General features: G+C 63.0%; 25 protein-coding genes and 1 other RNA gene. 10 read left to right on the top strand and 16 right to left on the bottom strand.

Annotated features, from left to right (window positions below):
* The first annotated feature begins 17 nt into the window (after nt 1-17).
* From LTH96_RS03010 to smpB, 9 genes are all read left to right on the top strand, one after another.
* Nucleotides 18-212 carry a hypothetical protein gene (locus LTH96_RS03010; RefSeq protein ID WP_241464262.1) on the top strand — a complete coding sequence of 65 codons (195 nt, stop codon included), beginning with the start codon at nt 18-20 and terminating at the stop codon, nt 210-212.
* Between the two features lie 28 nt (nt 213-240).
* Complete coding sequence (locus tag LTH96_RS03015; protein ID WP_370644379.1) at nt 241-621, top strand: TadE family protein; 381 nt, start codon at nt 241-243, stop codon at nt 619-621.
* Nucleotides 608-1,078: a hypothetical protein gene (locus LTH96_RS03020; RefSeq protein ID WP_241464264.1), complete on the top strand. Its 471-nt coding sequence runs from the start codon at nt 608-610 to the stop codon at nt 1,076-1,078. The genes LTH96_RS03015 and LTH96_RS03020 overlap by 14 nt, the downstream gene beginning before the upstream one ends.
* Nucleotide 1,079: 1 nt before the next feature.
* Nucleotides 1,080-1,574, top strand: a complete 495-nt coding sequence (locus tag LTH96_RS03025) for a hypothetical protein (protein WP_241464265.1) — start codon at nt 1,080-1,082, stop codon at nt 1,572-1,574.
* 81 nt (nt 1,575-1,655) lie between these two features.
* Entirely contained in the window at nt 1,656-2,579 is a 924-nt protein-coding gene (locus tag LTH96_RS03030) for a hypothetical protein (RefSeq protein ID WP_241464266.1), read from the top strand.
* 138 nt (nt 2,580-2,717) lie between these two features.
* Nucleotides 2,718-3,833, top strand: a complete 1,116-nt coding sequence (prfB, locus tag LTH96_RS03035; protein WP_241464267.1) for a peptide chain release factor 2 — start codon at nt 2,718-2,720, stop codon at nt 3,831-3,833.
* 3 nt (nt 3,834-3,836) lie between these two features.
* Nucleotides 3,837-5,852 (top strand): cell division ATP-binding protein FtsE, encoded by a 2,016-nt coding sequence (gene ftsE / locus LTH96_RS03040; RefSeq protein ID WP_241464268.1) that lies wholly within the window; start codon nt 3,837-3,839, stop codon nt 5,850-5,852.
* Nucleotides 5,849-6,766, top strand: coding sequence for a permease-like cell division protein FtsX (gene ftsX / locus LTH96_RS03045; protein ID WP_241464269.1), 918 nt, complete (start codon nt 5,849-5,851; stop codon nt 6,764-6,766). Before ftsE ends, ftsX begins: the two co-directional genes overlap by 4 nt.
* Before the next feature lie 69 nt (nt 6,767-6,835).
* Nucleotides 6,836-7,339, top strand: a complete 504-nt coding sequence (smpB, locus tag LTH96_RS03050; RefSeq protein ID WP_241464270.1) for an SsrA-binding protein SmpB — start codon at nt 6,836-6,838, stop codon at nt 7,337-7,339.
* Nucleotides 7,340-7,395: 56 nt separating this feature from the next.
* Here smpB and LTH96_RS03055 read toward each other — a convergent pair whose 3' ends face one another.
* The 3 genes from LTH96_RS03055 to LTH96_RS03065 form a co-directional block, all read right to left on the bottom strand.
* The gene (locus LTH96_RS03055) at nt 7,396-7,785 is read right to left on the bottom strand and encodes a DUF6480 family protein (RefSeq protein ID WP_241464271.1); all 390 of its coding nucleotides are present in this window, start codon (nt 7,783-7,785) and stop codon (nt 7,396-7,398) included.
* A gap of 87 nt (nt 7,786-7,872) precedes the next feature.
* The gene (locus LTH96_RS03060) at nt 7,873-8,970 is read right to left on the bottom strand and encodes an aldo/keto reductase (protein ID WP_241464272.1); all 1,098 of its coding nucleotides are present in this window, start codon (nt 8,968-8,970) and stop codon (nt 7,873-7,875) included.
* Nucleotides 8,971-9,230: 260 nt separating this feature from the next.
* Entirely contained in the window at nt 9,231-9,632 is a 402-nt protein-coding gene (locus tag LTH96_RS03065; protein ID WP_241464273.1) for a hypothetical protein, read from the bottom strand.
* Nucleotides 9,633-9,704: 72 nt separating this feature from the next.
* On the opposite strand from LTH96_RS03065, the gene LTH96_RS03070 reads away from it, so the two are divergent.
* Nucleotides 9,705-10,373 carry a hypothetical protein gene (locus LTH96_RS03070; protein ID WP_241464274.1) on the top strand — a complete coding sequence of 223 codons (669 nt, stop codon included), beginning with the start codon at nt 9,705-9,707 and terminating at the stop codon, nt 10,371-10,373.
* Here LTH96_RS03070 and LTH96_RS03075 read toward each other — a convergent pair.
* The 13 genes from LTH96_RS03075 to LTH96_RS03130 all read right to left on the bottom strand — a co-directional run bounded on the left by LTH96_RS03075 (nt 10,342) and on the right by LTH96_RS03130 (nt 19,806).
* On the bottom strand, nt 10,342-10,926 hold the full coding sequence (locus LTH96_RS03075; RefSeq protein ID WP_241464275.1) for a recombinase family protein: 585 nt from the start codon (nt 10,924-10,926) through the stop codon (nt 10,342-10,344). The two genes, LTH96_RS03070 and LTH96_RS03075, sit on opposite strands and share 32 nt — an antisense overlap.
* A 199-nt stretch (nt 10,927-11,125) precedes the next feature.
* The gene (locus LTH96_RS03080) at nt 11,126-11,770 is read right to left on the bottom strand and encodes a hypothetical protein (RefSeq protein WP_241464276.1); all 645 of its coding nucleotides are present in this window, start codon (nt 11,768-11,770) and stop codon (nt 11,126-11,128) included.
* A 26-nt stretch (nt 11,771-11,796) separates the two neighbouring features.
* Nucleotides 11,797-12,030, bottom strand: a complete 234-nt coding sequence (locus LTH96_RS03085) for a hypothetical protein (RefSeq protein WP_241464277.1) — start codon at nt 12,028-12,030, stop codon at nt 11,797-11,799.
* Nucleotides 12,027-12,431, bottom strand: a complete 405-nt coding sequence (locus LTH96_RS03090; RefSeq protein ID WP_241464278.1) for a hypothetical protein — start codon at nt 12,429-12,431, stop codon at nt 12,027-12,029. Before LTH96_RS03090 ends, LTH96_RS03085 begins: the two co-directional genes overlap by 4 nt.
* Nucleotides 12,428-12,649, bottom strand: a complete 222-nt coding sequence (locus LTH96_RS03095) for a hypothetical protein (RefSeq protein ID WP_241464279.1) — start codon at nt 12,647-12,649, stop codon at nt 12,428-12,430. Before LTH96_RS03095 ends, LTH96_RS03090 begins: the two co-directional genes overlap by 4 nt.
* 315 nt (nt 12,650-12,964) lie before the next feature.
* Nucleotides 12,965-14,848 (bottom strand): AAA family ATPase, encoded by a 1,884-nt coding sequence (locus LTH96_RS03100; protein ID WP_241464280.1) that lies wholly within the window; start codon nt 14,846-14,848, stop codon nt 12,965-12,967.
* A gap of 89 nt (nt 14,849-14,937) precedes the next feature.
* Nucleotides 14,938-15,111 carry a helix-turn-helix domain-containing protein gene (locus LTH96_RS13160; protein ID WP_370644364.1) on the bottom strand — a complete coding sequence of 58 codons (174 nt, stop codon included), beginning with the start codon at nt 15,109-15,111 and terminating at the stop codon, nt 14,938-14,940.
* Nucleotides 15,112-15,308: 197 nt separating this feature from the next.
* Entirely contained in the window at nt 15,309-16,571 is a 1,263-nt protein-coding gene (locus LTH96_RS03105; protein WP_241464281.1) for a site-specific integrase, read from the bottom strand.
* Nucleotides 16,572-16,734: 163 nt separating this feature from the next.
* Nucleotides 16,735-17,107, bottom strand: a transfer-messenger RNA (tmRNA) gene (gene ssrA, locus LTH96_RS03110).
* Nucleotides 17,108-17,171: 64 nt separating this feature from the next.
* Nucleotides 17,172-17,576, bottom strand: coding sequence for a CrcB family protein (locus LTH96_RS03115; protein WP_241464282.1), 405 nt, complete (start codon nt 17,574-17,576; stop codon nt 17,172-17,174).
* Nucleotides 17,566-18,105: a CrcB family protein gene (locus LTH96_RS03120; RefSeq protein ID WP_241464283.1), complete on the bottom strand. Its 540-nt coding sequence runs from the start codon at nt 18,103-18,105 to the stop codon at nt 17,566-17,568. The genes LTH96_RS03115 and LTH96_RS03120 overlap by 11 nt, the downstream gene beginning before the upstream one ends.
* A gap of 30 nt (nt 18,106-18,135) precedes the next feature.
* The gene (locus LTH96_RS03125; RefSeq protein ID WP_241464284.1) at nt 18,136-18,894 is read right to left on the bottom strand and encodes a metal-dependent transcriptional regulator; all 759 of its coding nucleotides are present in this window, start codon (nt 18,892-18,894) and stop codon (nt 18,136-18,138) included.
* Entirely contained in the window at nt 18,895-19,806 is a 912-nt protein-coding gene (locus tag LTH96_RS03130; protein WP_241464285.1) for a metal ABC transporter permease, read from the bottom strand. It abuts the gene before it with no gap.
* Nucleotides 19,807-19,818: the final 12 nt, after the last annotated feature.

The following is a 19,818-nucleotide window of genomic DNA, read 5'->3' on the forward strand; positions in this document are numbered from 1 at the left end:
CGGAGAAGGGGAAGAACATGCCGCACACGGAAAGACTCGTCCACCAGGCGGCCTGCGCCGCGGTCTGTTTGAAAGAGGAGGAGCGCGGTGATGTGCCGGGCTGGGTGATGATCACCTTGATGAGCGCCGTGCTGGTGGCCGGGCTGCTCGCGATCGCTCAGCCAGCCCTGCAAGGACTGTTCAACGATGCCATCAATCAGGTCTCGCGCTGACCCGCACCGGGCCCATCGATTCGCGCGCATCCGGTCGCCGGGGAAGGACAGGGGTGCCGCCACCGCTGAATTCACCATGGTCTCCGCGCTCCTGGTCCTGCTGACCTTCGCGATCCTCCAGCTGACACTCATGGTGCACGTGCGCAACACCCTGATCGACGCGGCGTCCACGGGGGCTCGCTTCGGCGTGCTGGAGGACCGCACCGCCGGGGACGGGGTCCAGCGCACCCGGACTCTGATCGAGTCCTCGATCTCCTCCCGATACGCCCAGGACGTGGGCTATGAGTACCTGGCCCAACCGGAGGGCCAGACCCTTCAGATCACGGTCCAGGCTCAGGTCCCGGTATTGGGGCTGTTTCCGGGGGTCGGCAGCCTCGAGGTGACGGGCAGCGCGTATGACTTTGACTGAGCGACTGACTGAGCGGCTGACCCAGCGGCTGCGGCAGGGCCAGGATGAGTCAGGTTCCACACTGGTCGAATTCATCATGCTCGCCGTGCTGGTGCTGATTCCGGTCATCTATCTCATCCTCGGCGTCGCGACCGTCCAGGCCGCGGCCTACGCGAGCCTCGGCGCTTCCGATCAGGCTGCCCGGATGTACGTCCTCGGAGGGGAGGACCTCGGCGCGGGGGAACGGGCAGCACGAAGCCAGGCTGCGGCGTCGGCGGCGCTCGCCGACTTCGGGATCAGCACCGAGCAGGCGGAGATCACCATGTCCTGCCCCAAGGGTGGCTGCGAGGATGACGGCGACGTGGTCGCCTTCACCGTGGAAGTCCGGGTACCGGTGCCGCTGATCCCGGACCTCGGTGGCTGGCGCTCCACCTTGGTCACCGTCTCCTCCACCTCAGCGCAGGTCCAGGCGGGGTGAGATGTACACGACACGGACCCTGCTCCCGACTCGGCTCCCGCAGAGAGGCGCGACCAAGGCGGCGCTGCGGCGGCTGCAGACTGAGGACGCGGGACAGTCCAGCGTCCTGATCCTGGGGATGCTGCTGGTGGTGCTGCTGCTCGTCGCCGTGATGGCAGGCGCCACGGCGGTCAATCTGGAGGCGCGCAAGCTGCTCTCCGCCGCCGATGGTGCCGCCTCGGCCGCCGCCCAGGCCGCAGAACAGGGCGCCTCCGGGCCGACCCCGCGGGTCAGCAGCGACCAGGTGCGCGCCCAGGCGCAGAACTACCTCACCGTCTCCGGCGCCCACGGCCGGTTCGATGACCTGGTCGTGTCGCGGACCTGGGTCACCGATGCGGGGGAGACGGCGCACGTGGAACTGGCCGCCGTCGTCGACCTGCCGATGGTCTCGGTGATCCTGCCGGCTCAGGTCCCGATCAGCGTGGAGTCCCACGCTCGAGTGAGCCTCAACCGATGAGCGGCCCACTCTTCCCGCCGGGATCAGCAGGCGCGACGATAGTCCTCTCCGACGAATCAACTCCGGGGAGGGGCCCCTGACATGGACACCACATTGACCGAGCGGTATGTCACCGCCGCCACCAGACACCTGGCTCCGAAGGTGCGCGAGGAATCCCGGACCGACCTGGAGCAGTCCATCGCCGAGGCGATCGCCCGCCGGGTCAGCATGGGAGAGGAACCGGCTGCGGCCGAACGCGCCACGCTGATCGACCTGGGCGACCCAGCCGTCCTGGCCGCCGGCTACTCGCACCAGCCGCTGCACCTGATCGGACCGCCCTACTACCTGACCTGGTGGCGCCTGCTCAGGAAGCTGCTCGCGATCGTACCGATCTGTGCGGCCGGCGGCGTCGCGCTCGGACAGACCCTCGACGGCGCCGATATCGGCGAGATCCTCAGCGCCTCGATCACCGTGGGACTCTCACTGATCGTGCATCTCTGCTTCTGGGTCACCCTGGTCTTCTTCATCATCGAGCGATCCGGTGTCGAGATCGACGCCGGCTGGGACCCCGAAGAACTCCCCGTGCCGGGGGCGGACAGCGCGAAATCCGAGCTCATCGCCACCCTCGTCTTCCTCGGGCTGGCCGCCGGTGCTGTGCTGTGGGACCGATTCGGCGGCTCCATGCGGGTCGACGGCGAGACCATGCCGATCCTCAACACCACCCTCTGGCCGTGGCTGCTGGTGCTGATCGGGCTGCACGCGGTCTTCGCGGTGGTCCTTCAGCGGCGTGGCCGGTGGGATGCGGGTCTCGCGGTCGCCAACACCGTGCTCGCGGTGGTGTTCGTGAGTCTGATCCTGAACCTGCTGGTGCGCGGGGCCCTGGTGAGCCCGGAGTTCCTCGACTCCGGGGTGTTCGAAGCCGAGACGCTGCGCATCCTGGGGATCCTGCTCGGCTTCGGGGTCGTCGCGCTCTGGGGATGGTCCATCCTCGACGGCTGGCTCAAGCGCCGCCGAGATGCCCGCTGAGACCTGGCCCGACGCCGGGTCCCTCTGCCCGGCACCTTCGCGTCAGTCCCTTCCTCGATGGGGTGAAGATCAGCGCGAGCATGCCCCCGGGTGAGTCTCAACCGGTGAATCCCCAGACGACGGTACTGTAGTGCTGTTATGGCTGAGACAGATTTCCCCACCGCACTTCGTGACCTGCGCAATACGCTGCGCCGTATCACGGAGGTCACCGACGTTGAAAAGCTCAAGGCGCAGGTCGTCGAGCTCAGTGATATGGCCGTCGCGCCGGACCTCTGGGACGACCAGGCCAACGCGCAGAGGGTCACCTCTCAGCTGAGTCACCGACAGACCGAGCTGGAGCGCCTTGAGCGGCTCGAGACCCGGATCGACGACGTCGAGATGATGGTCGAGATGGCCAAGGAGGAGGGCGACGACGAGGTCCTCGACGACGCCGTCCGTGAGGTCGCCTCCATCCACAAGGCGCTGGAGTCCCTGGAGATCACGACCCTGCTGTCCGGGGAGTACGACGAGTACGACGCCGTGATGACCATCCGCTCCGGAGCCGGCGGCGTGGACGCCGCGGACTTCGCCGAGATGCTTCTGCGCATGTACACCCGCTGGGCCGAGCGCCGCGGCTGGAACGTCAAGGTGCTCGACACCTCCTACGCCGAGGAGGCCGGACTGAAGTCCGCCACCATCGAGATCAACGCGCCCTACGCGTTCGGCACCCTTTCGGTCGAGGCCGGCACCCACCGGCTGGTCCGGATCAGCCCCTTCGACAACCAGGGCCGCCGACAGACCTCCTTCGCCGCGGTCGAGATCATCCCGCTGCTCGAAGGCACCGAGAGCATCGACATCGACGAGAACGACCTCAAGATCGACGTCTTCCGCTCCTCCGGGCCCGGCGGACAGTCGGTGAACACCACCGACTCGGCCGTGCGCATCACCCACCTTCCCACCGGCACCGTGGTCTCGATGCAGAACGAGAAGTCCCAGATCCAGAACCGCGCCGCCGCGATGCGCGTGCTGCAGTCCCGGCTGCTGGTGCTGAAGAAGGCCGAGGAGTCCGCCGAGAAGAAGGCGCTCGCCGGAGACATCAAGGCCTCCTGGGGCGACCAGATCCGCTCCTACGTGCTGCACCCGTACCAGATGGTCAAGGACCTGCGCACCGAGCACGAGGTCGGCAACACCCAGGCCGTCCTCGACGGAGACATCGACGGCTTCATCGACACCGGCATCCGCTGGCGCAACGAGACTGCGGCCGAGGACGACTGATCCATGATCCGATTCGAACAGGTCACCCGTCGTTACGAGGCAGACGGGCGACCGGCGCTCGATGACGTCACCGTGGAGTTCTACCGCGAAGACTTCGCCTTCCTGATCGGCGCCTCCGGCTCCGGCAAGTCCACTCTGCTGCGGATGATCCTGCGCGAGGGCCTGCCCCAGCGCGGCAAGGTCACCGTGGCCGGGCAGAACCTCGGGCTGATGCTCGACCGCCGGGTCCCCGATTTCCGACGCAGCATCGGCATGGTCTTCCAGGACTTCCGCCTGCTGCCGGACAAGACCGTGTTCGACAACGTCGCCTTCGCCATGCGGGTGTTGGGCGCCAAACGCAGCGCGATCCGCAAACGCGTCACCAAGGTCCTGGAGAAGGTCGACCTCGCTCACCTCGCGAAGCGCTACCCGCATGAGATCTCCGGAGGTGAGCAGCAGCGCGCCGCCATCGCCCGCGCCATCGTCAACGACCCCGCGATCCTGCTCGCCGACGAGCCCACCGGCAACCTCGACCCGCGCGCCTCCGCCGAGGTCATGAAGGTCCTGCGCTGGATCAACGCTTCCGGCACCACCGTCATCATGGCCACCCACGACCGCGCCATCGTCGACCAGGCCAACAGCCGGGTGGTGCAGCTGCACCACGGCCGGGTGGTCCGCGACGAGCCCCACGGCTCCTACGACCCGCCCGAAGGCTCCGAGGCCCGGGATGTGCTCGCCCAGGAGGAGGGCGAATCAGGGCTGCGCGCCCACGATCCGGCCCCGCTCAAGACCGGGATGGTTCCCGCCGTGGTCGGCAGCGACACCGGCACCGCGGAAGACCACTTGGCGGACAGTGACTTCGGTGACGGCGGCACCCAGGAACACGGCACCCAGGAACACGACGGTCAGGAACACCACACCTGGGAGCCCGACGCGCAAGACCACCATTTCGTGGAATCGCGTGATGACGCCATCGATCACGTCGGTGATCACCCCCAGGACCAGGTGATGGCTCCAGGCGAGGACCCCTCCGTGCTCGCCTACGACGAAGATCCGGTGCTCCAGGAGACCGCCCCGGTGGCATACACCGATGAGCTCACCGAACTGGACCTCGACGACGACGCCCCCGCGGCTCCCGCGGGCGATGACAGCGAACCGGGCCTCCACGACGCGCCGATCAACGATGAGCCCGTCGCCCACGATCCCTTCGAGCACGAGCACGAGCACGAGCACGAGCACGACTTCGACGGCGAGGGTTCCGCGCACGAAGAAGACGCCGGCTTCAGGGTCACCTGGCCCGAGCATCTCCGCCACGACGCTCACGGCCATGACGTCAAGGAGCCCCACGGGGACTTCAACGGCACCGAGATGCCCGACCTCGAACAGGACGGCTACACCGAGACCGAGGACGATCTCGAGGACGATCTCGTGGACGATCTCGTGACGGAACCAGCGGACGAACCAGCGGGTTACGGTGCACGCGAGGATCAGACCGAACTTCGGGCTGATCATCAGGACGCCCACGCACTTCAGTCGGTCGAGCCGACCCTGGAGGAACCGATCACGGGCGAGATTCCTGCCGCGACCGGGCCTTCCGTCGAGCCGCCCCGCGAACCTGACCAGCCCCGGCCGCCGTCGGCCCCGATGTTCGACGGCGAGCCGCTCGCACCGCTGGCTCCGGCGACTCCGCCGCCCGCGCGGCCCCAGCTGTCCTGGCTGGCGCGCGCCGACGACGACGCCCCGCAGCCGCCCTCCGCCCAGCCGCCGGAACAGCAGTCACCGTCCCGGCCCGCCTTCACGCTGGATCCCCCGACGCCCGACCCGGAACCCGAGCCGGAGCCAGAGGTCGGGCCCCAGTCAGAGCCAGAGCTGGAACGTGAACCGGAGCTGCCGCCCGAGCCCGAGGAGCCCAGCCCGGTGCCGCAGCCTGAGTCCTCGGCAGCTCAGTCCACCTACCCCGATGCGAGCAGGACAGCAGAACATCTCGGCCTGTCCCGCTCGCGCCGATCGATCATGCGCCGCCTGAGGAGGGACCGATGAACCGCCTCCTCTATATGCTCAGCGAGACCTTCAGCTCGCTGCGCCGCAATGTCGCCATGGTCGCCTCCGTCATCCTGGTCACCTTCATCTCGCTGACCTTCGTGGGCTCCGCCGCGCTGATGCAGACCCAGGTCAACCAGATGACCGACGACTTCTATGATCGCCTTGAGCTCTCGGTGTTCCTGTGCACCGAGAGCTCCCCGCAGTCAGCGTGTCCCACCGGTGCGGTGAGCACGGATCAGCGCGATTCCCTGGAACACACGCTCTCCGATGGTGCGGCCAGCCAGTACGTGGCCAGCTACCGCCACGAGACGCAGCAGGAAGCCCTGGACGACTTCCTGGACACCCGTGGGGAGAACTCGCGCACCGCGGCGCTGACCGCCTCCGACATGCCGGAGTCCTACCGAGTGCTGCTCCACGAGCCGGAGGAGTTCCCGGTGGTCACCGAGCTCTTCGGGTCTGCCCCCGGGGTGGAGTCCGTGGCGGATCAGCAGGAGGTCCTCGATCAGATCTTCGGCATCCTCAACGGGCTGACCATGGTCGCGCTGATCATCGCCGGGGTGATGATCGTCTGCGCGCTGCTGCTGGTGGCGACCACCATCAGGCTCTCCGCGTTCAGCCGTCGCCGCGAGACCGGGATCATGCGTCTGGTCGGCGCCTCCAAATCGATGATCCGGATGCCCTTCGTCTTCGAAGGCGTGATCGCTGCCCTGATCGGCGGTCTGCTCGCCTGTGCGGCCACCTGGGTGGTCGCGGAGTTCGTGCTGGGACAGTGGATGGCCCAGCAGGTGCCGAGCATCCACTTCATCGACTCCGCCGAAGCCTGGATCATCATGCCGGGCCTTCTGGCGATCGCCGTGGTCCTGGCGATCATCGCCTCCTGGGTCACGGTGCGCCGATACCTGCGTGTATGATCGAAGGTCGGCTCTTCTGGCCACTGCAGAAGAACGCCGAGATCAGCGATCCAGCGCGGAGGTGACACGGTGGCGAAGAAGAAGGGCGCGAAGAAAGAGCGCGATCCCAACAACAGCATCGTGGCGACGAACCGTCGCGCGCGGCATGACTACGAGATCCTCGACAAGTACGAGGCCGGACTGGTGCTCACCGGCACCGAGGTGAAGTCGCTGCGCGAAGGCACCGCCAACCTCACCGACGGCTTCGGCGGCTTCTCCAGCGGCGGCGAGCTCTGGCTCGAACAGGTCACCATCCCCGAGTACCTCAACGGCACCTGGACCAATCATTCAGCCCGCCGGAAACGCAAGCTTCTGCTCCACCAGAAAGAGCTGGTGAAGATCTCCCGCCAGATCGAGGACCCGGGCCTGACCATCGTCCCGCTCTCGCTCTACTTCAAGGGCGGCCGGGCCAAGGTCGAGATCGGCATCGCCCGCGGCAAGCGCGAGTTCGACAAGCGGCAGACCCTCCGAGAAAAGCAGGACAACCGCGAGGCCCAGCGCGCCATGCGCTACCGGAACCTGCGGTCGTCCTGAGTCTCCGCTGAGCCGATCTCAACTGAGTCGTGCTCAGCCCTCGGTCATCCCTTGGCTCAGTCGAGCAGTCCCGCGATGTAACCGACGAAGATCAGCAGCACCACGACGATGATCGCGATGATCGCCACGGTCATGACCAGGTTGGACTTCGGGGGCTTCGTCGGCGAAGCCTGCTTGGGTGAGGCGGTCGCGGAGTTCGAATCGGGCGGAGTATCGCCAGGCTGCACGCCGCCGCCGTCTTCCAGCCCCGGAGTCTCGGTCGGTTCGGGATCCAGCCCCGGGTTGCGCGCAGCCTCGTCGCGGTGATGCTCGCCGTGGGTGTGCTGATTCCCGCCGTCACGCTGGTGCGGGGGAGTGTCCAGCGGCTGGCCGCCGTTCACATCGGCGGAGCTGTGGTCCGCGCTGGGCCTCTTCGCCTCTTCAGGTCTGTTCTGTTCGGTAGTCATCTGACACCTCAATCTGTTGTGGTCGTCTGTCTCCACCATAGTCAGACCACCATCGGGCCCTGTCCGTGCGAGCTGAACGTCAGCTGACTACTCGCCGATCTTCTCGGCGATCTCCCGCTTGGTGGTCGCCATGATCGACACATCCGCGGCGCTCATGCGTTCGCTGGCCATATCGGCCTGGTGCCAGAACGGGTAGGCCAGGGTCGGCCGGCCGACGTCGTCGATGGCCTGAGAGTCCGCCGCGTCCAGGGAGACCTCAAAGGTGCCCAGCAGATCGTTCCACTGCTCCAGGCTGCGCGCGCCCACGGCCAGGTTGGTCACCCCGGGGCGCTCCAGCAGCCAGGCGAGCAGGACCTGCGGGATGGTGGCGTCGTTGCGCTGAGCGACCTCATCGAGCACATCGACGACGCTGTGGAGCTTCTCCCAGTCCGCCACGCGCATCTCGGAGCCATCCCCGTCGACCATGCGAGCACCTGACTCCGGGCGCTGGTCCCGGCGGTACTTGCCGCTGAGCAGCCCCATGCCCAGCGGGCTCCACGCCTGGGTGCCGATGCCCTGATCGATCCCGGCGGGGATCATCTCGTATTCGGCCTCGCGGGAGAACGGTGAGTAGTGGATCTGCTGCACCACAGGCTTGATGAAGCCGTTGACCTCACAGACCTTCAGCGCCTTCATCAGCTGCCAGGCGGTGTAGTTCGAGACCCCGTAGTACCGGATCTTGCCCGCCCGGACCAGCCCGTCCATGGTCTGCAGCGTCTCCTCCAGCGGGGTCTCGCCGTCCCAGTGGTGGAGGTAGAACAGGTCGATGTGATCACGGCCCAGCCGGTGCAGAGACGTCTCGACCTCCTTGAGCAGGTGCCAGCGGGAGGCGCCGCCGTCGTTGGGGCCGTCACCGACAACCATCCGGGCCTTGGTGGCGATCAGGAACTCGTCATAGCGGCCGCTGCGCGCCAGGGTCTGCCCCAGCACCTCCTCGGCGACACCGAGCGAGTAGAGGTTCGCGGTGTCCAGCAGGTTGACCCCTGCTTCGAGGGAGCGATCCAGCAGCACGGCGGCATCGTCGGGGCCCAGGCTGCCCATATGACCCATGCCGTTGGCGCCGCCGAAGGGCAGCGTTCCCAGCGCGAGCGGGGAGACCCGCAGGCCGCAGGTGGGGGAGAGCGGGCGGTAGAAGGGGATGCTCATCAGGCTCCTTCACGTAGATTTCGCACAGTCAACGAGACCTTCCGGATACTACTCCGACTCCCGAGGGGCGGGCTGAGCAACGCGGCCTTCCGGGGCCCTTCGAGCTGGGGCTTCCCGGCTTCAGGGCACAAAAAAGCCCGAGCAGGCTGAGCCTGCTCGGGCGATCTGTGGAGACGGCGGGAATGTAGCCCGATAGCCGTCTGACCTGTGGTTTTAAGGATTACGTGAGTGAGACTCACTCGACGTGCACTCTACGTGCGTTAATTGATCTCAGATTTCAAAGCGTCCATGTAGGCGTCTATCGCGGGGCCTAGCGCAACTAGAGGATCCCCTCTGAGCTTGTTCATTGCATCGTCGTAGAGTCTTACTGCACGAACTGCCACGTGGACCGAACTGAGAATCTGTACCTGTGCCAGGGAGCTAGACAGCTTCGCCCTTAGCTCGACAAATTCAGGGTCTTGAGATTCACGCGTGACGGACACCCGCATTACGTTCTTCAGCGTCGCGCCGAGTCGCATGGCTTGATAGATCTCGCCCAGGAACTTTGCGTGGGCTTCTCTACGTCGGTCCGTCAGGCTGCTCTTGCGGTCCCACTTCGACTTGAATAGTTGTCCAAGGAACGCGGCACCGGCACCAGCCAGCACGAGTAGTAGTTCGAACATGTGCAGACTCCTTTATCTCGGACTCAGCATAGGCGAGTTGAATGGCGCCTAATGCGCTAGGGTCTTGTCACTATGGAGACAGGAGAGCTGACGAGTGGGGACATCGCGGTCATCGCTGCTGGGTCTGCCTTGCTCACAGCTTTGGTGACTAACCTCGTCACGCACTTGTCAGCCGCGAGTCGGGAAGCGCGCGCTAGAAACTCTGAGCACCTTGCCAAACTAGTCATTGAGTTTGACCAAGACTTCAAATCATTTCAGAAAGCATTCTACTCTTGGATACATGCCCAGAATTTCAAAATACGGATCTTGAATGACTCCGATCTAACAGGTGGCCCTAAACCACTTAATGTCGAATCATATAAAAAGACATCAGACGAAGTAGAATCTAGATTTACGGTTTTGATAAATGAATCCAACAAGCTCGACAAGTATAAGTCTTCACTCGAGATATACGCACCCTCGGCTGTACGGGATGCCTACATATCGGTGAATGATTCTGTTGATAAAGCTATTAATCTGGCTCACGGCAGCACCTCGGATATTTCTGATGAAATTGAAGCTATGGAGGTGAAGCTGGAAGACCAGCGCAGACGCATCGCCGAAGCCACAAGGCGTGAGCTTTACGTTAAGTCCCGCCGTCAACGACTTCGTGACTATCGTCTGTTCAAGTGGCTTCGTGATCATCGTCCGTTTAATTGGCCGCCCCGAACTAAGCCCTCAGCTCCAACCCCAGGGACTTAATGCGCTTGTAGAAGCCCTGCCGAGACATAGCCAGTCGGTGACACTCATCGGTGACTGACGACGATCCATCTCGCACCCGTGTAGCCGCCTGTGTGATCCTCAGATCAGAGACGACGGGTTTCCGTCCACCGATCTTCTGTCCGCTCGCCTGAGCCCTGCGTATGCCAGCCTGAGCCCGTTCACGCTTGATGTTGGCTTCCATTACAGCAAGTGCACTGAGGATGTGGAACACAGCGCGTCCCATCTCTGTACCTGTGTTCACGTCTCCTGCCGTGGTGCGCATAGTGATGCCCCGTTCGGTCAGCTCTTCCACTAGTTCGAGCATTCCCTTCATGGTGCGCCCTGCCCGGTCGAGAGCCGTGACAAGTACGGTGTCTCCCGACTCCATGCGACCTAATAGGCGTGTCAGTCCGTCACGCTCCATAGTGCGCCCGGTGATCCCGTGGTCTTCTTCGATGTGCTCAGGCTCAACGCCGTGCGCTTCAAGCTCTCTGCGCTGCTCCGATGTGTCTTGCCTGGCAGTCGAGACCCGCACGTATCCCCATTTAGTCATGGCTTCAACCTCACCTAATTAGTTGTCAGATTAGTTTACACACGCTGAGCGGCGCGAGATAGGGAAACTGTCAACCTTGTGCATGTCACCTTGGACTATGGTCCAGGGTTACACGTAAAGAGACCCCCAGACCTCGGAAGGAGTCTGGGGGTCTCATGCCGTGAAGCGCGGCATCTTCCGCGTGAGCGGGGAGGGAGGTTTACTTATCGCCACCGAACATGGAGTCGAAGACCTCAGCGGAGTTCAGTGAATTGCGCGTGACGTTTCCTTTGGCCACGAGCTGGGCATCATATGACAGGTGGGCCTCTTCAGGATTGACACTGAGCGCACGCAGGGCAAGTGACTCTGTATGGTCCAGCTCGCCGAGAACATCGTCCACAGCCGGTGCCATGATCTGAGTGCCAGGGGTCGAGTCGTCCATAAGCTCAGCCTGAATGAGTCGCTGCGCGAGGTAGCTATCTGCATAGGTCCGCTGAAGCGCCTCGACCTCCGTCGGAGTCGCGCCGAGCTGCTTCATCGTGGCAATCTGCTCACGGACACCACTAGGCATTGGCTTAGCAATTGAGCGGCGGACCTTCTCACGGGCGGTGTCGTACTGGGCGCGGATCACCTTCTCAGCGGCCTGACGTTCCTTCATCACCTTCAGTTCAGCGTCTGCTTTGGTGGTGGTGCCATTGAGCCACACACGCTCGCCTGTCTTCACGTCTCGCAGTTCGCGGTCATCCACGCGTGAATATTCGTACTGGGCCTTCTCCATGTACTTAGCGACGGCTGCGCCAGGCTCCATGCCCTCATACCAGGGGCCGAGAGGGATGTGCGACGGCGGGAAACTGGTCTTGCTCATATGGTTTTCCTTACTTTGTGGTGTGGTTATTCGGGAAGTTCGTCCGCGATGATGACCGTCATGCGACCGTCACCGTCTTGGAACTGGTCTAGGTATTCGTCCAGATCGTGGACGCGCACCTTCACGTTTTCTGATCTGCCGGGAATGCCGTCCCACCACATCTCGCTCGCTATGCCGTCTTCAATCAGGATTAGTGAGGGTCGGGGCTGTGGTGCCGATATTCGCCGTTCGGCTTCATTGAGGAACTGAAGCGTTCTCACGGGATAACCTCGCCGCCACGACGCGTGGACGGTGCCCGTGTGGCCTTGAGAGCGTCTTCCAGGACTGTCAGGCGTTCCTGTACCTCGAGCTGTTCTGCCAGGCTCTCAACGCGACTCAGGATGCTATTAGCGGCCTGGACGCGTGCAGTCGAGGGTGCGGCCTGATCGTTTTGAATCTCTGCCAGCGTTGCCACGGACTTGAGTACGTGAACCTCGAGAGTGCTGAGCACCTTCGTCAGAAGTCCTCGCCTCGCATCTCTGATGATTTCCAGCGTCTCTGGCTCATTGAGTCGGCGGCTTGCTGTTGAGAGTGAGACCCCGGCGATCTGTGCCGCGCGAGTCATACTCCCTTCTGCGATATACGCCGTGGCAAGGGTCTCGCGGTCAAGTGCGCCGGTCATACGTCGATGCCCCGACTGCGCAGAAGCTCGCGAGACTCTTCATCACGGGCGTGCTCTGCCGCCGCGAGATCGTCCAAGAACTGGCGATACCAGAATGCTCGAGCGTACTCAGTGGATTTACCGGGATTCCTTTTGACCCATGCACGCTGATAAGCGCGACGCTTCTCACGCTTTCTTTCAACCACTTCCTCCGGCGTTAAACTATTTGTTGTATCCATGATTAAAGTATCCCATAAAGGGGTGAACTTATCAAAGAAATTCCGGATACATTTATCATTCTTTTCGTCACGCCGTTTTAGCTGATTAACCCCAAGTCACCGAGAATCGCCCACGTTGTTAGTTTTGCTCACAACCCCTACTTCTGAGCTATCCCCAACCAGTTACTGTCCCTGAAATATCTACCCCCGCTACTTCGTAGCTTGGGGATAGATAGGGATAGTTCGCAAAAACCGCTAAAACCCCAGGTCAGAGCGATATCAACTATCCCTCTAACTCTCCCTGAGCTATCTCTCGGGGAGAGTTGAAGAGGGGAGTTAGAGCGCGTAGAACGTGTGCTTGCGCCCGTCCCGCCGCATCTCGATCAGGCTCTGACTCAGCAGCGACTCTTTAGCTGTGTGTTTTGCGTCGGTCTGTCCTGGAAGGTTGCCGATCCCGCAGCCGGGGTGCTTCTTGATGTAGTCGAGTACCTTGCGCTCAAGCTCTACCAGCGCGTCCACCTCATCGGCAAAATGCTCACCGTCCATGCTCGCGGTGAGTAGCTGTGTCATCGGATCGAACGTGAGCCCGGTGTCAGGGATATCTTCATCGTGTCGGCCCTTGGTCGAGAACTTCCGCTTACCCGCTGACTCTTTGATGTAGAGCAGGTTGTCAGGGTCATCTTCCTGAACGCTCGAGCCTCGAGGGCTGTGGTCAGCGTGACCCTTCCCGGCGTGCATGACGATGATCTGTTCAGACGCCCCACACTCGATACGCAGGTCATTGACCAGGTTGAGAAAGCGCCGCATCTCTCCGGCGTTGTCTTGGCTGTTGAAGGGGAACGCGTTGGAAAGTGGATCGAGGATCAGAACCTCCACACCGTGAGCCTTGAAGTCCTCAGCGATCACGCGCCACTGCTCCGGGTGCGTGAAGGGGTTGAACCCTTCGCGCCCGTGGAACACTCGCACCTTGTTCAGGTCGATACCCATACGGCGCGCGTTCTCCTGAAACTTACGCTTCGGCATCTCGTAGTTGAGATATCCCACCGTGCCTTGCACCGGTACAGTCTCGAACTCGCCGAGGAACGGCTCACCAGTGGTCAGGGAGCGCACCAGGTTCATAGTGAACGTGGTCTTACCTGCCTTGGCCTTGGCGCTGATGCCGAGCTTGCCGCCAGTGAACAGGATTCCTTCAATACGCTCCGCTGGACCTTCCTCTACCTCATCGTCCAGTGACACCGGTGCCAGCAGTTTGCCACTTGTCGCAGCGTCCTCCCGCTCGAGTGCTTCCCGTGCGTCCCTGACGACTCGCTGTCTGAGCTGTTCTGTGTCGAGGTCTCGCTGATACCTCGGACTGTCCTCAGGCTTGAAACCACCGTTGAGCATCTTGCCCACTGCGCCCATGAGCGCGGTATCCCAGTCGTGAACCCATTTGCCGTCGATAGATTCACCGTCAGCCGGACGGATATAGACCTCGCGCAGCGCGTCGAGCAGAAGCATCGTTGCATCACCGGGGACAGACCCGGCGATCATAGCGACCTGAACGCGCAGCATGAAGTCACGGTTCAGGGTGCCCTGCTCGCGCTCGGCAATGAACCGGTTCAGCAGGTCTGCACGGGTGGCTTCCTGTGCATCGTCATAGCGTCCGACGTGGTCCGCGATGAAGGTAAGAAACTGTGCACGTGTCGCGGGGTCTCCATAGATGCCCAGACTCTCGAGGAACGTCACCGACTCTGGCAGTGCTGGCAGTGTCTCCGGTGGCGCGTAGGGAGCGACCACGTAGCCAGCAGAAGAGCGCACGTCCACTAGTGGCACGGGCATACCGTCGAGGTCTGACACCCCCACGTTGCGCACCTCTTCAGTCGCGGCGTACCAATAGTGCTTGCCCACACGTGAGAGTGAGTGGAACCCGTCAGCCGGGTCCAGGGTGACACCTGCGACGGTCAACCCGTCGTGACCATCGCGACCTTCCTTATGGTCAACGTCGATCACCACTGCACCGCCTGAGAACGGCACGACTCCGACCAACGCTTCAGGGTGTCGCAGCCACCACCGCTTGATCTGGTCGGGGCTGTTAGAAGCCACCAGAAACCCTCGCTCACCGTTAAGCGGCTCTTTATCGGAGTTGCACGGCAGGATTGAATAACCTGCATTTACCCATTCGAGGGCAAGTTCAGCGCCTGTCTTTACGGTGTCAACGATGGTAGAATAGGGGTTAGGCATAATAGTCTTTCTGGTCGATTGTTGATTGTGTCGATGGTTCTCCTCTCCTGTGGTGGTATCTAAGGCCCGGTCTCCCAACCGGGCCTTAGTCATGAGGTCACCGGCTCGAGTAGAGCCTCAATGTCGGCGACTTTGATTCTGAGTAGGTGTCCGTGAATACGGAATGCGGGAAGACTCCCGTCGTCAATCCAGCGGCGGACGCTGCGAGTACTTACGCCGAGCATTTCGGCGGTCTGATCGACGGTTGCGACTGTAAAGGGCATAGCAGGGCCTATCTATTGATACAAAATAGGACGTTACGCTTTTTTACGGTTCAGCTACCCCGATGATCACTTCTCAGAAAGACTCCGCGCCCGAGTGACAAGAAAAGCTTATCAAGTATTGTCTTAGTCTGTCAATAAATGGCCGTACAGCGAACATGTGTAAATAGATTTATCCATTTCTACTCACACTTTAATAGCTAAAACTGAGGCATCTCGTTACTCATGAGCTGCACTAGCTTCAACTGTCGATCCTGGGTCGAGTGTTGATAGCGCATCACTACCTTGTGGTCGGAGTGTCCACCTCGGTACATGAGTTCTTTCAGGGTCGCGCCCTGCTGGGCGTAGAGAGTCAGCCCCGTGTGCCGTAGATCGTGAAAGCGGAACCCCTCCATGTTGAGAGAGTCCCTGACCTCTCTCCAAGTACGGTCAAACACTGACGATGAAGCTATCTCACCCTTGGAGCGCTTCGAGGGGGTCAGGGATCGCAGGATAAGCGCGTTTGGGTGTTCCTCTACGTGGGAGTCCATGTGGTCCCGAAGAGTTGGCAGTATGCCGCTAGGGATGAACAGGTTTCGCTCACCGCTGGTGCTCTTCACGTCTCCATCGTCGGTGAGTTTGCCAGTCTTGGTGTTGAGCTGTCGCCTGACCTTCACCAGTGCACGGGTGCTGTCGTCTAGGTGTTCAAAGTCCCGGCGCTGAAGTCCTAGGGTTTCGCCTAGGCGCGTCTGGCAGTACGCGGCTAACAGGACGGCTATCCGCCACTGTTCTGGCATGGCTTCATGGAGCGCTTTGACCTGCTCCTGCGTCGCTACGTCTGAGTCCTCGCGTCGAGCCCGTACCGGCTTGTTTGCGGGTAGGTACATGTGGGGGAGTGAAGCTATATACCCTTCCCGCTCGGCGTCGCTTAGAAGGGCTTTCAGTGTTCTACCGACTGGCAGGGCTACGCCGTTGCCCCGGCCTTGAGGGTTCACCTTCGACGGTTGTAGGGCAAGATCATCGAGCAGCTTGCCTACGTTCTTGTCGTTGAGTTCGCTCATGCGTAGATCCCCTAGCACCGGCAACACGTCGTGCTCGAGTCTGCTCCGGTAGGTGCTGATCGTAGAAGTTTTGACCTCGCGTGCGCCTCGGCCTGAAACAGTCTTGCCACTGGCTTTCGCTGTGAGCCATAGCTGAGTGAACGCGGTCAGCGTCATATCCCGCTCCAAGGCTTCTGCCTCGAGCTGTGCCTTTTCGTCCGCAAGCCTCTGAGTCTCAGCTTCACGCTGAGCTTTTTCTTCTGGACTGACCCACGCCTCACGGTCAATGTCTGCTTTGACTCGACCTAGATAGCTGGTCGCGGCACCCTTGGTGTCGAACGTGGTGTGTGCTTTATGGCGCTGATGGTCGGGACCGATGTACGTGGCCTGAAACTTACCGCTGGGCAGTTTGCGGACAGTTCCGAAGTCTCGACGCTTCGCCATGTGTGCCTTTCGTGCGCTCTACGTGCACTAAGGAGAGTGCACGCGGGTCCAATGGTGTCTACTTCTGTGTACAGCGTAATTCTGTAGCTAGTAGACCACATCCCAGTGATGGCGCGGAAAAAGGGCACAAAAAAGGGCCAGACACGATGTGTCTGGCCCTTCACTGTGGAGACGGCGGGAATCGAACCCGCGTCCGATCTGGATTCACATGGGCTTCTCCGGGTGCAGTCTGCTGATAGATTTTCTCGGCCCCAGCCGTCACGCAGACAGGCGGCTGACGGGCCCAGTCGTGTGAATTGTCGACCCAACTCCCCACGACGAGGAGTTGGAACCAGTGGCTATCTAGCTGATGCCAGGAGCTGGGTCGATAGCAGACCCAGGCTGACAGACTCGCGTCGCTGCTTAGGCAGCGAGGGCGAAGTCAGTGCGCTTAGTTTCGGCACTTATTGTTTTGCAGAGAGGTATTTACGAGGTCACTCTGCATCCTCGACCCGCTTCACCATGATCAACTCAGATCGTCGAAACCGATCGTCCCCATATTGTGTTGTCAACGAGGCTTATCAGCCCCTGTCTCTCGCCACGTGCTCGCGAGCTGACTTTTCAGTATAGCCCCGACATCCGGGACAGCGCAATCCCCAACGCTGCGGCTGCGAACCCGCACCCCACGTGCGCCGTCCAGATCCCGACCGCCCGCAGTCGTCGACCCGACACCCAGGTCTGCGCCACCCGCACTGAGACGGTTGCGAAGGTGCTCAGCGCACCGAGGACCCCGAAGATCAGCACCGTGGACACCGGGCCGGGCAGCACGCCTTCGGGCTCAGCCGCGCCGTTCCCGCTCAGCCAGGTGAGTTCGCCGAGGAGATACCCCAGCAGGAAGCACCCGAGCGTGTTCGCCAGCAGCAGGCCCACGCGCAGGTATCGGTCCAGGAGGAAGCGCGCCACCGCGCCCACCGAGCCGCCGAGCGCGACGCCCAGCGCAATGGCGATGCTGAATTCAGGATTCATGGCGGCCCTCGCTGCTCACGCCGAGATCCGCGGAGGCGGCGCCGAGCTGGCCGAACAGCGCACGGCTGATGGTCAGTCCGGCCGCGGCAGCAGCGGTGCAGCCCAGGATGCTGATGATGAGGTAGGTGAGCATCTCCATCGCCCCCGGGCTGACATAGGTCACGGCCGCGAGTCCTTCATAGGCGGATCCGGGCATCGAGGGCATCACGGCGAGGATCACCGCAGAGAAGGTCGTGTAGGAGGCCAGCAGTCCGGTGCCGAAGGTCGGCACCACCCAGTCCGGGGTGCTCGGGCGGGCGCGTGCGACGCCGATGAGCAGGCCCAGCAGCCCTGATCCGCTGAGATTGATCACCAGCGTGGTCCACGGGAACTTCATCCCCTGCTCCGGGATCAGCTCGCCGACCAGAAGTCGCAGCAGCGCGCCACCGGCGCCGGCCAGCGCCACCAGGAGGATCAGCACCGTCAGCGAGGTCGCCTGCCGCTTCGGGCGTGGGCGCCTGCTGGAGGCACGCGGTTCGGGAGAAGACACCAGTACAGGATACGTCGGGGCCGGGCGGCCTCAGCGGACCACGCTTACGCGCATGGCGTGGGCCACCTCATGGGCGAGCCGGATGCTCCCGGCCGCCGCCGACTGATCGTCCTGCGTCGGGGGAGCTCCCGGGCTGTCCTGCCCTCCGGGGGTGAGCGGGGTCAGGACGACGGCGCCGCGGTCGGTGGCCTGGACCGTGACCTGCGCACCGATGGGCACCCGGTGGGTGTCCAGGGCGGAGAGCGCATCCGGCACGGCGTCGTCGACCTGCTCCAGGCGCACCTTCATCGCGGCCGGCACCCGGCAGAGCAGCAGGGTCTCGGGGTAGTCCAGCTGCAGGTCTGGACCGGGGATCGGATCACCGTGAGGGTCCACGCGTGGGTGGCCCAGCCGCACATCGAGACGGTCCACGAAGGTCTCCGAGACGGCGTGTTCGAGCCGTTCGGCCTCCTCATGGACCTCCTCCCAGCCGTATCCGAGCTCGCGCACCAGCCAGGTCTCGATCAGACGGTGCCGGCGGACCATTGCCAGGGCGAGCTGGCGTCCGGCGGGGGTCAGCGCGATCGGCGCGTAGGGGCGGTGCTCCACCAGCCCCAGGTCGGCCATCTTGCGCATCATCAGCGAGACCGAGGGGTTGGAGACGCCCAGGGTCCTGGCCAGCGCGGACGCGGTCACCGAGGCGCCGTCCCATTCGGCGAGGCCATAGATGGTCTTGGCGTAGTCCTCCACGGAGGTGGTGGCAGCCTCGATCGCGGTGGAACGGCCCTGAGCTGAGGTGCGCGGAGTCATCTAGGCGGGATCCTTCACGTCGAGGAGCGTATCGATCGAGCGGGTCGGCCTCGCCTGCTCGGAGGGTGGGCGCTGACGTCGCTGGCGCAGCCGCGGGATCATCCCTTTCACCGGGGCGAAGAGGTAGGCCAGCGCGAACTGGCCCGACTGTGCCAGCACGATCGAGCCTCCGGTGGAGATGTCGAGCCAGTAGCTGGCATAGACGCCGATCACCGCGGAGGCTGCCGCGCTGGACGCGGCGACCGCGAGCATCGGCCCGAAGCGGCGGCACAGCAGCAGTGCGGTGGCGCCGGGCACCACCAGCATAGCGACCACCAGAAGGATCCCCAGGGTCTGCAGCGCGGTCACGGTGGTCAGCGCGAGCAGGGCCAGCAGCAAGATGGACAGGGCGCCGGTGGAGAGTCCGATCGTGTGGGCGTGGACCTTGTCGAAGGCCAGCAGCACGAAGCTGCGCCGCAGCGTCAACAGCACCGCCACGGTGGCCAACCCCAGACCGGCGGTCTGCAGCAGGTCCTGCTGCGAGATGCCCAGCACATTGCCGAAGAGGATGTGGGTCAGGTGCGTCTCGCTGGGGGTCCTGGAGACCAGGACCAGGCCCAGCGCGAAGAGCGAGGTGAACACCACGCCGATGGAGGTGTCATGCTTCAGCGTCGAGCCTCCGCTGATCCCGCCGATGAGCAGCACCGCGAGCATCCCGAAGACGAAGGCGCCCAGCGCCATGGGCAGACCGAAGATGTGCGCCAGCACGATCCCGGGCAGGATCGAGTGCGCCACGGCGTCACCCATCAGGGACCAGCCCATGAGCACCAGCCAGCAGGAGAGCAGGGCGCAGACCACCGAGGAGATGATCGCCGCCGTCAGGGCGTGCTGCATGAAGGCGAACTCCATCGGTTGGACCAGCAGCTCCCACATCAGCTTGCCTCC

Source organism: Nesterenkonia sp. LB17 (assembly GCF_022565915.1).
Classification (GTDB): domain Bacteria; phylum Actinomycetota; class Actinomycetes; order Actinomycetales; family Micrococcaceae; genus Nesterenkonia.

Bases quoted from the DNA above. Each gene is read 5' to 3' on its own strand.
- LTH96_RS03010 (WP_241464262.1), top strand. From the start codon at position 18: ATGCCGCACACGGAAAGACTCGTCCACCAGGCGGCCTGCGCCGCGGTC.
- LTH96_RS03020 (WP_241464264.1), top strand. From the start codon at position 608: ATGACTTTGACTGAGCGACTGACTGAGCGGCTGACCCAGCGGCTGCGG.
- LTH96_RS03025 (WP_241464265.1), top strand. From the start codon at position 1,080: ATGTACACGACACGGACCCTGCTCCCGACTCGGCTCCCGCAGAGAGGC.
- LTH96_RS03030 (WP_241464266.1), top strand. From the start codon at position 1,656: ATGGACACCACATTGACCGAGCGGTATGTCACCGCCGCCACCAGACAC.
- prfB (WP_241464267.1), top strand. From the start codon at position 2,718: ATGGCTGAGACAGATTTCCCCACCGCACTTCGTGACCTGCGCAATACG.
- ftsE (WP_241464268.1), top strand. From the start codon at position 3,837: ATGATCCGATTCGAACAGGTCACCCGTCGTTACGAGGCAGACGGGCGA.
- ftsX (WP_241464269.1), top strand. From the start codon at position 5,849: ATGAACCGCCTCCTCTATATGCTCAGCGAGACCTTCAGCTCGCTGCGC.
- LTH96_RS03055 (WP_241464271.1), bottom strand. From the start codon at position 7,785: ATGACTACCGAACAGAACAGACCTGAAGAGGCGAAGAGGCCCAGCGCG.
- LTH96_RS03060 (WP_241464272.1), bottom strand. From the start codon at position 8,970: ATGAGCATCCCCTTCTACCGCCCGCTCTCCCCCACCTGCGGCCTGCGG.
- LTH96_RS03065 (WP_241464273.1), bottom strand. From the start codon at position 9,632: ATGTTCGAACTACTACTCGTGCTGGCTGGTGCCGGTGCCGCGTTCCTT.
- LTH96_RS03070 (WP_241464274.1), top strand. From the start codon at position 9,705: ATGGAGACAGGAGAGCTGACGAGTGGGGACATCGCGGTCATCGCTGCT.
- LTH96_RS03075 (WP_241464275.1), bottom strand. From the start codon at position 10,926: ATGACTAAATGGGGATACGTGCGGGTCTCGACTGCCAGGCAAGACACA.
- LTH96_RS03080 (WP_241464276.1), bottom strand. From the start codon at position 11,770: ATGAGCAAGACCAGTTTCCCGCCGTCGCACATCCCTCTCGGCCCCTGG.
- LTH96_RS03090 (WP_241464278.1), bottom strand. From the start codon at position 12,431: ATGACCGGCGCACTTGACCGCGAGACCCTTGCCACGGCGTATATCGCA.
- LTH96_RS03095 (WP_241464279.1), bottom strand. From the start codon at position 12,649: ATGGATACAACAAATAGTTTAACGCCGGAGGAAGTGGTTGAAAGAAAG.
- LTH96_RS03100 (WP_241464280.1), bottom strand. From the start codon at position 14,848: ATGCCTAACCCCTATTCTACCATCGTTGACACCGTAAAGACAGGCGCT.
- LTH96_RS13160 (WP_370644364.1), bottom strand. From the start codon at position 15,111: ATGCCCTTTACAGTCGCAACCGTCGATCAGACCGCCGAAATGCTCGGC.
- LTH96_RS03105 (WP_241464281.1), bottom strand. From the start codon at position 16,571: ATGGCGAAGCGTCGAGACTTCGGAACTGTCCGCAAACTGCCCAGCGGT.
- LTH96_RS03115 (WP_241464282.1), bottom strand. From the start codon at position 17,576: ATGAATCCTGAATTCAGCATCGCCATTGCGCTGGGCGTCGCGCTCGGC.
- LTH96_RS03125 (WP_241464284.1), bottom strand. From the start codon at position 18,894: ATGACTCCGCGCACCTCAGCTCAGGGCCGTTCCACCGCGATCGAGGCT.
- LTH96_RS03130 (WP_241464285.1), bottom strand. From the start codon at position 19,806: ATGTGGGAGCTGCTGGTCCAACCGATGGAGTTCGCCTTCATGCAGCAC.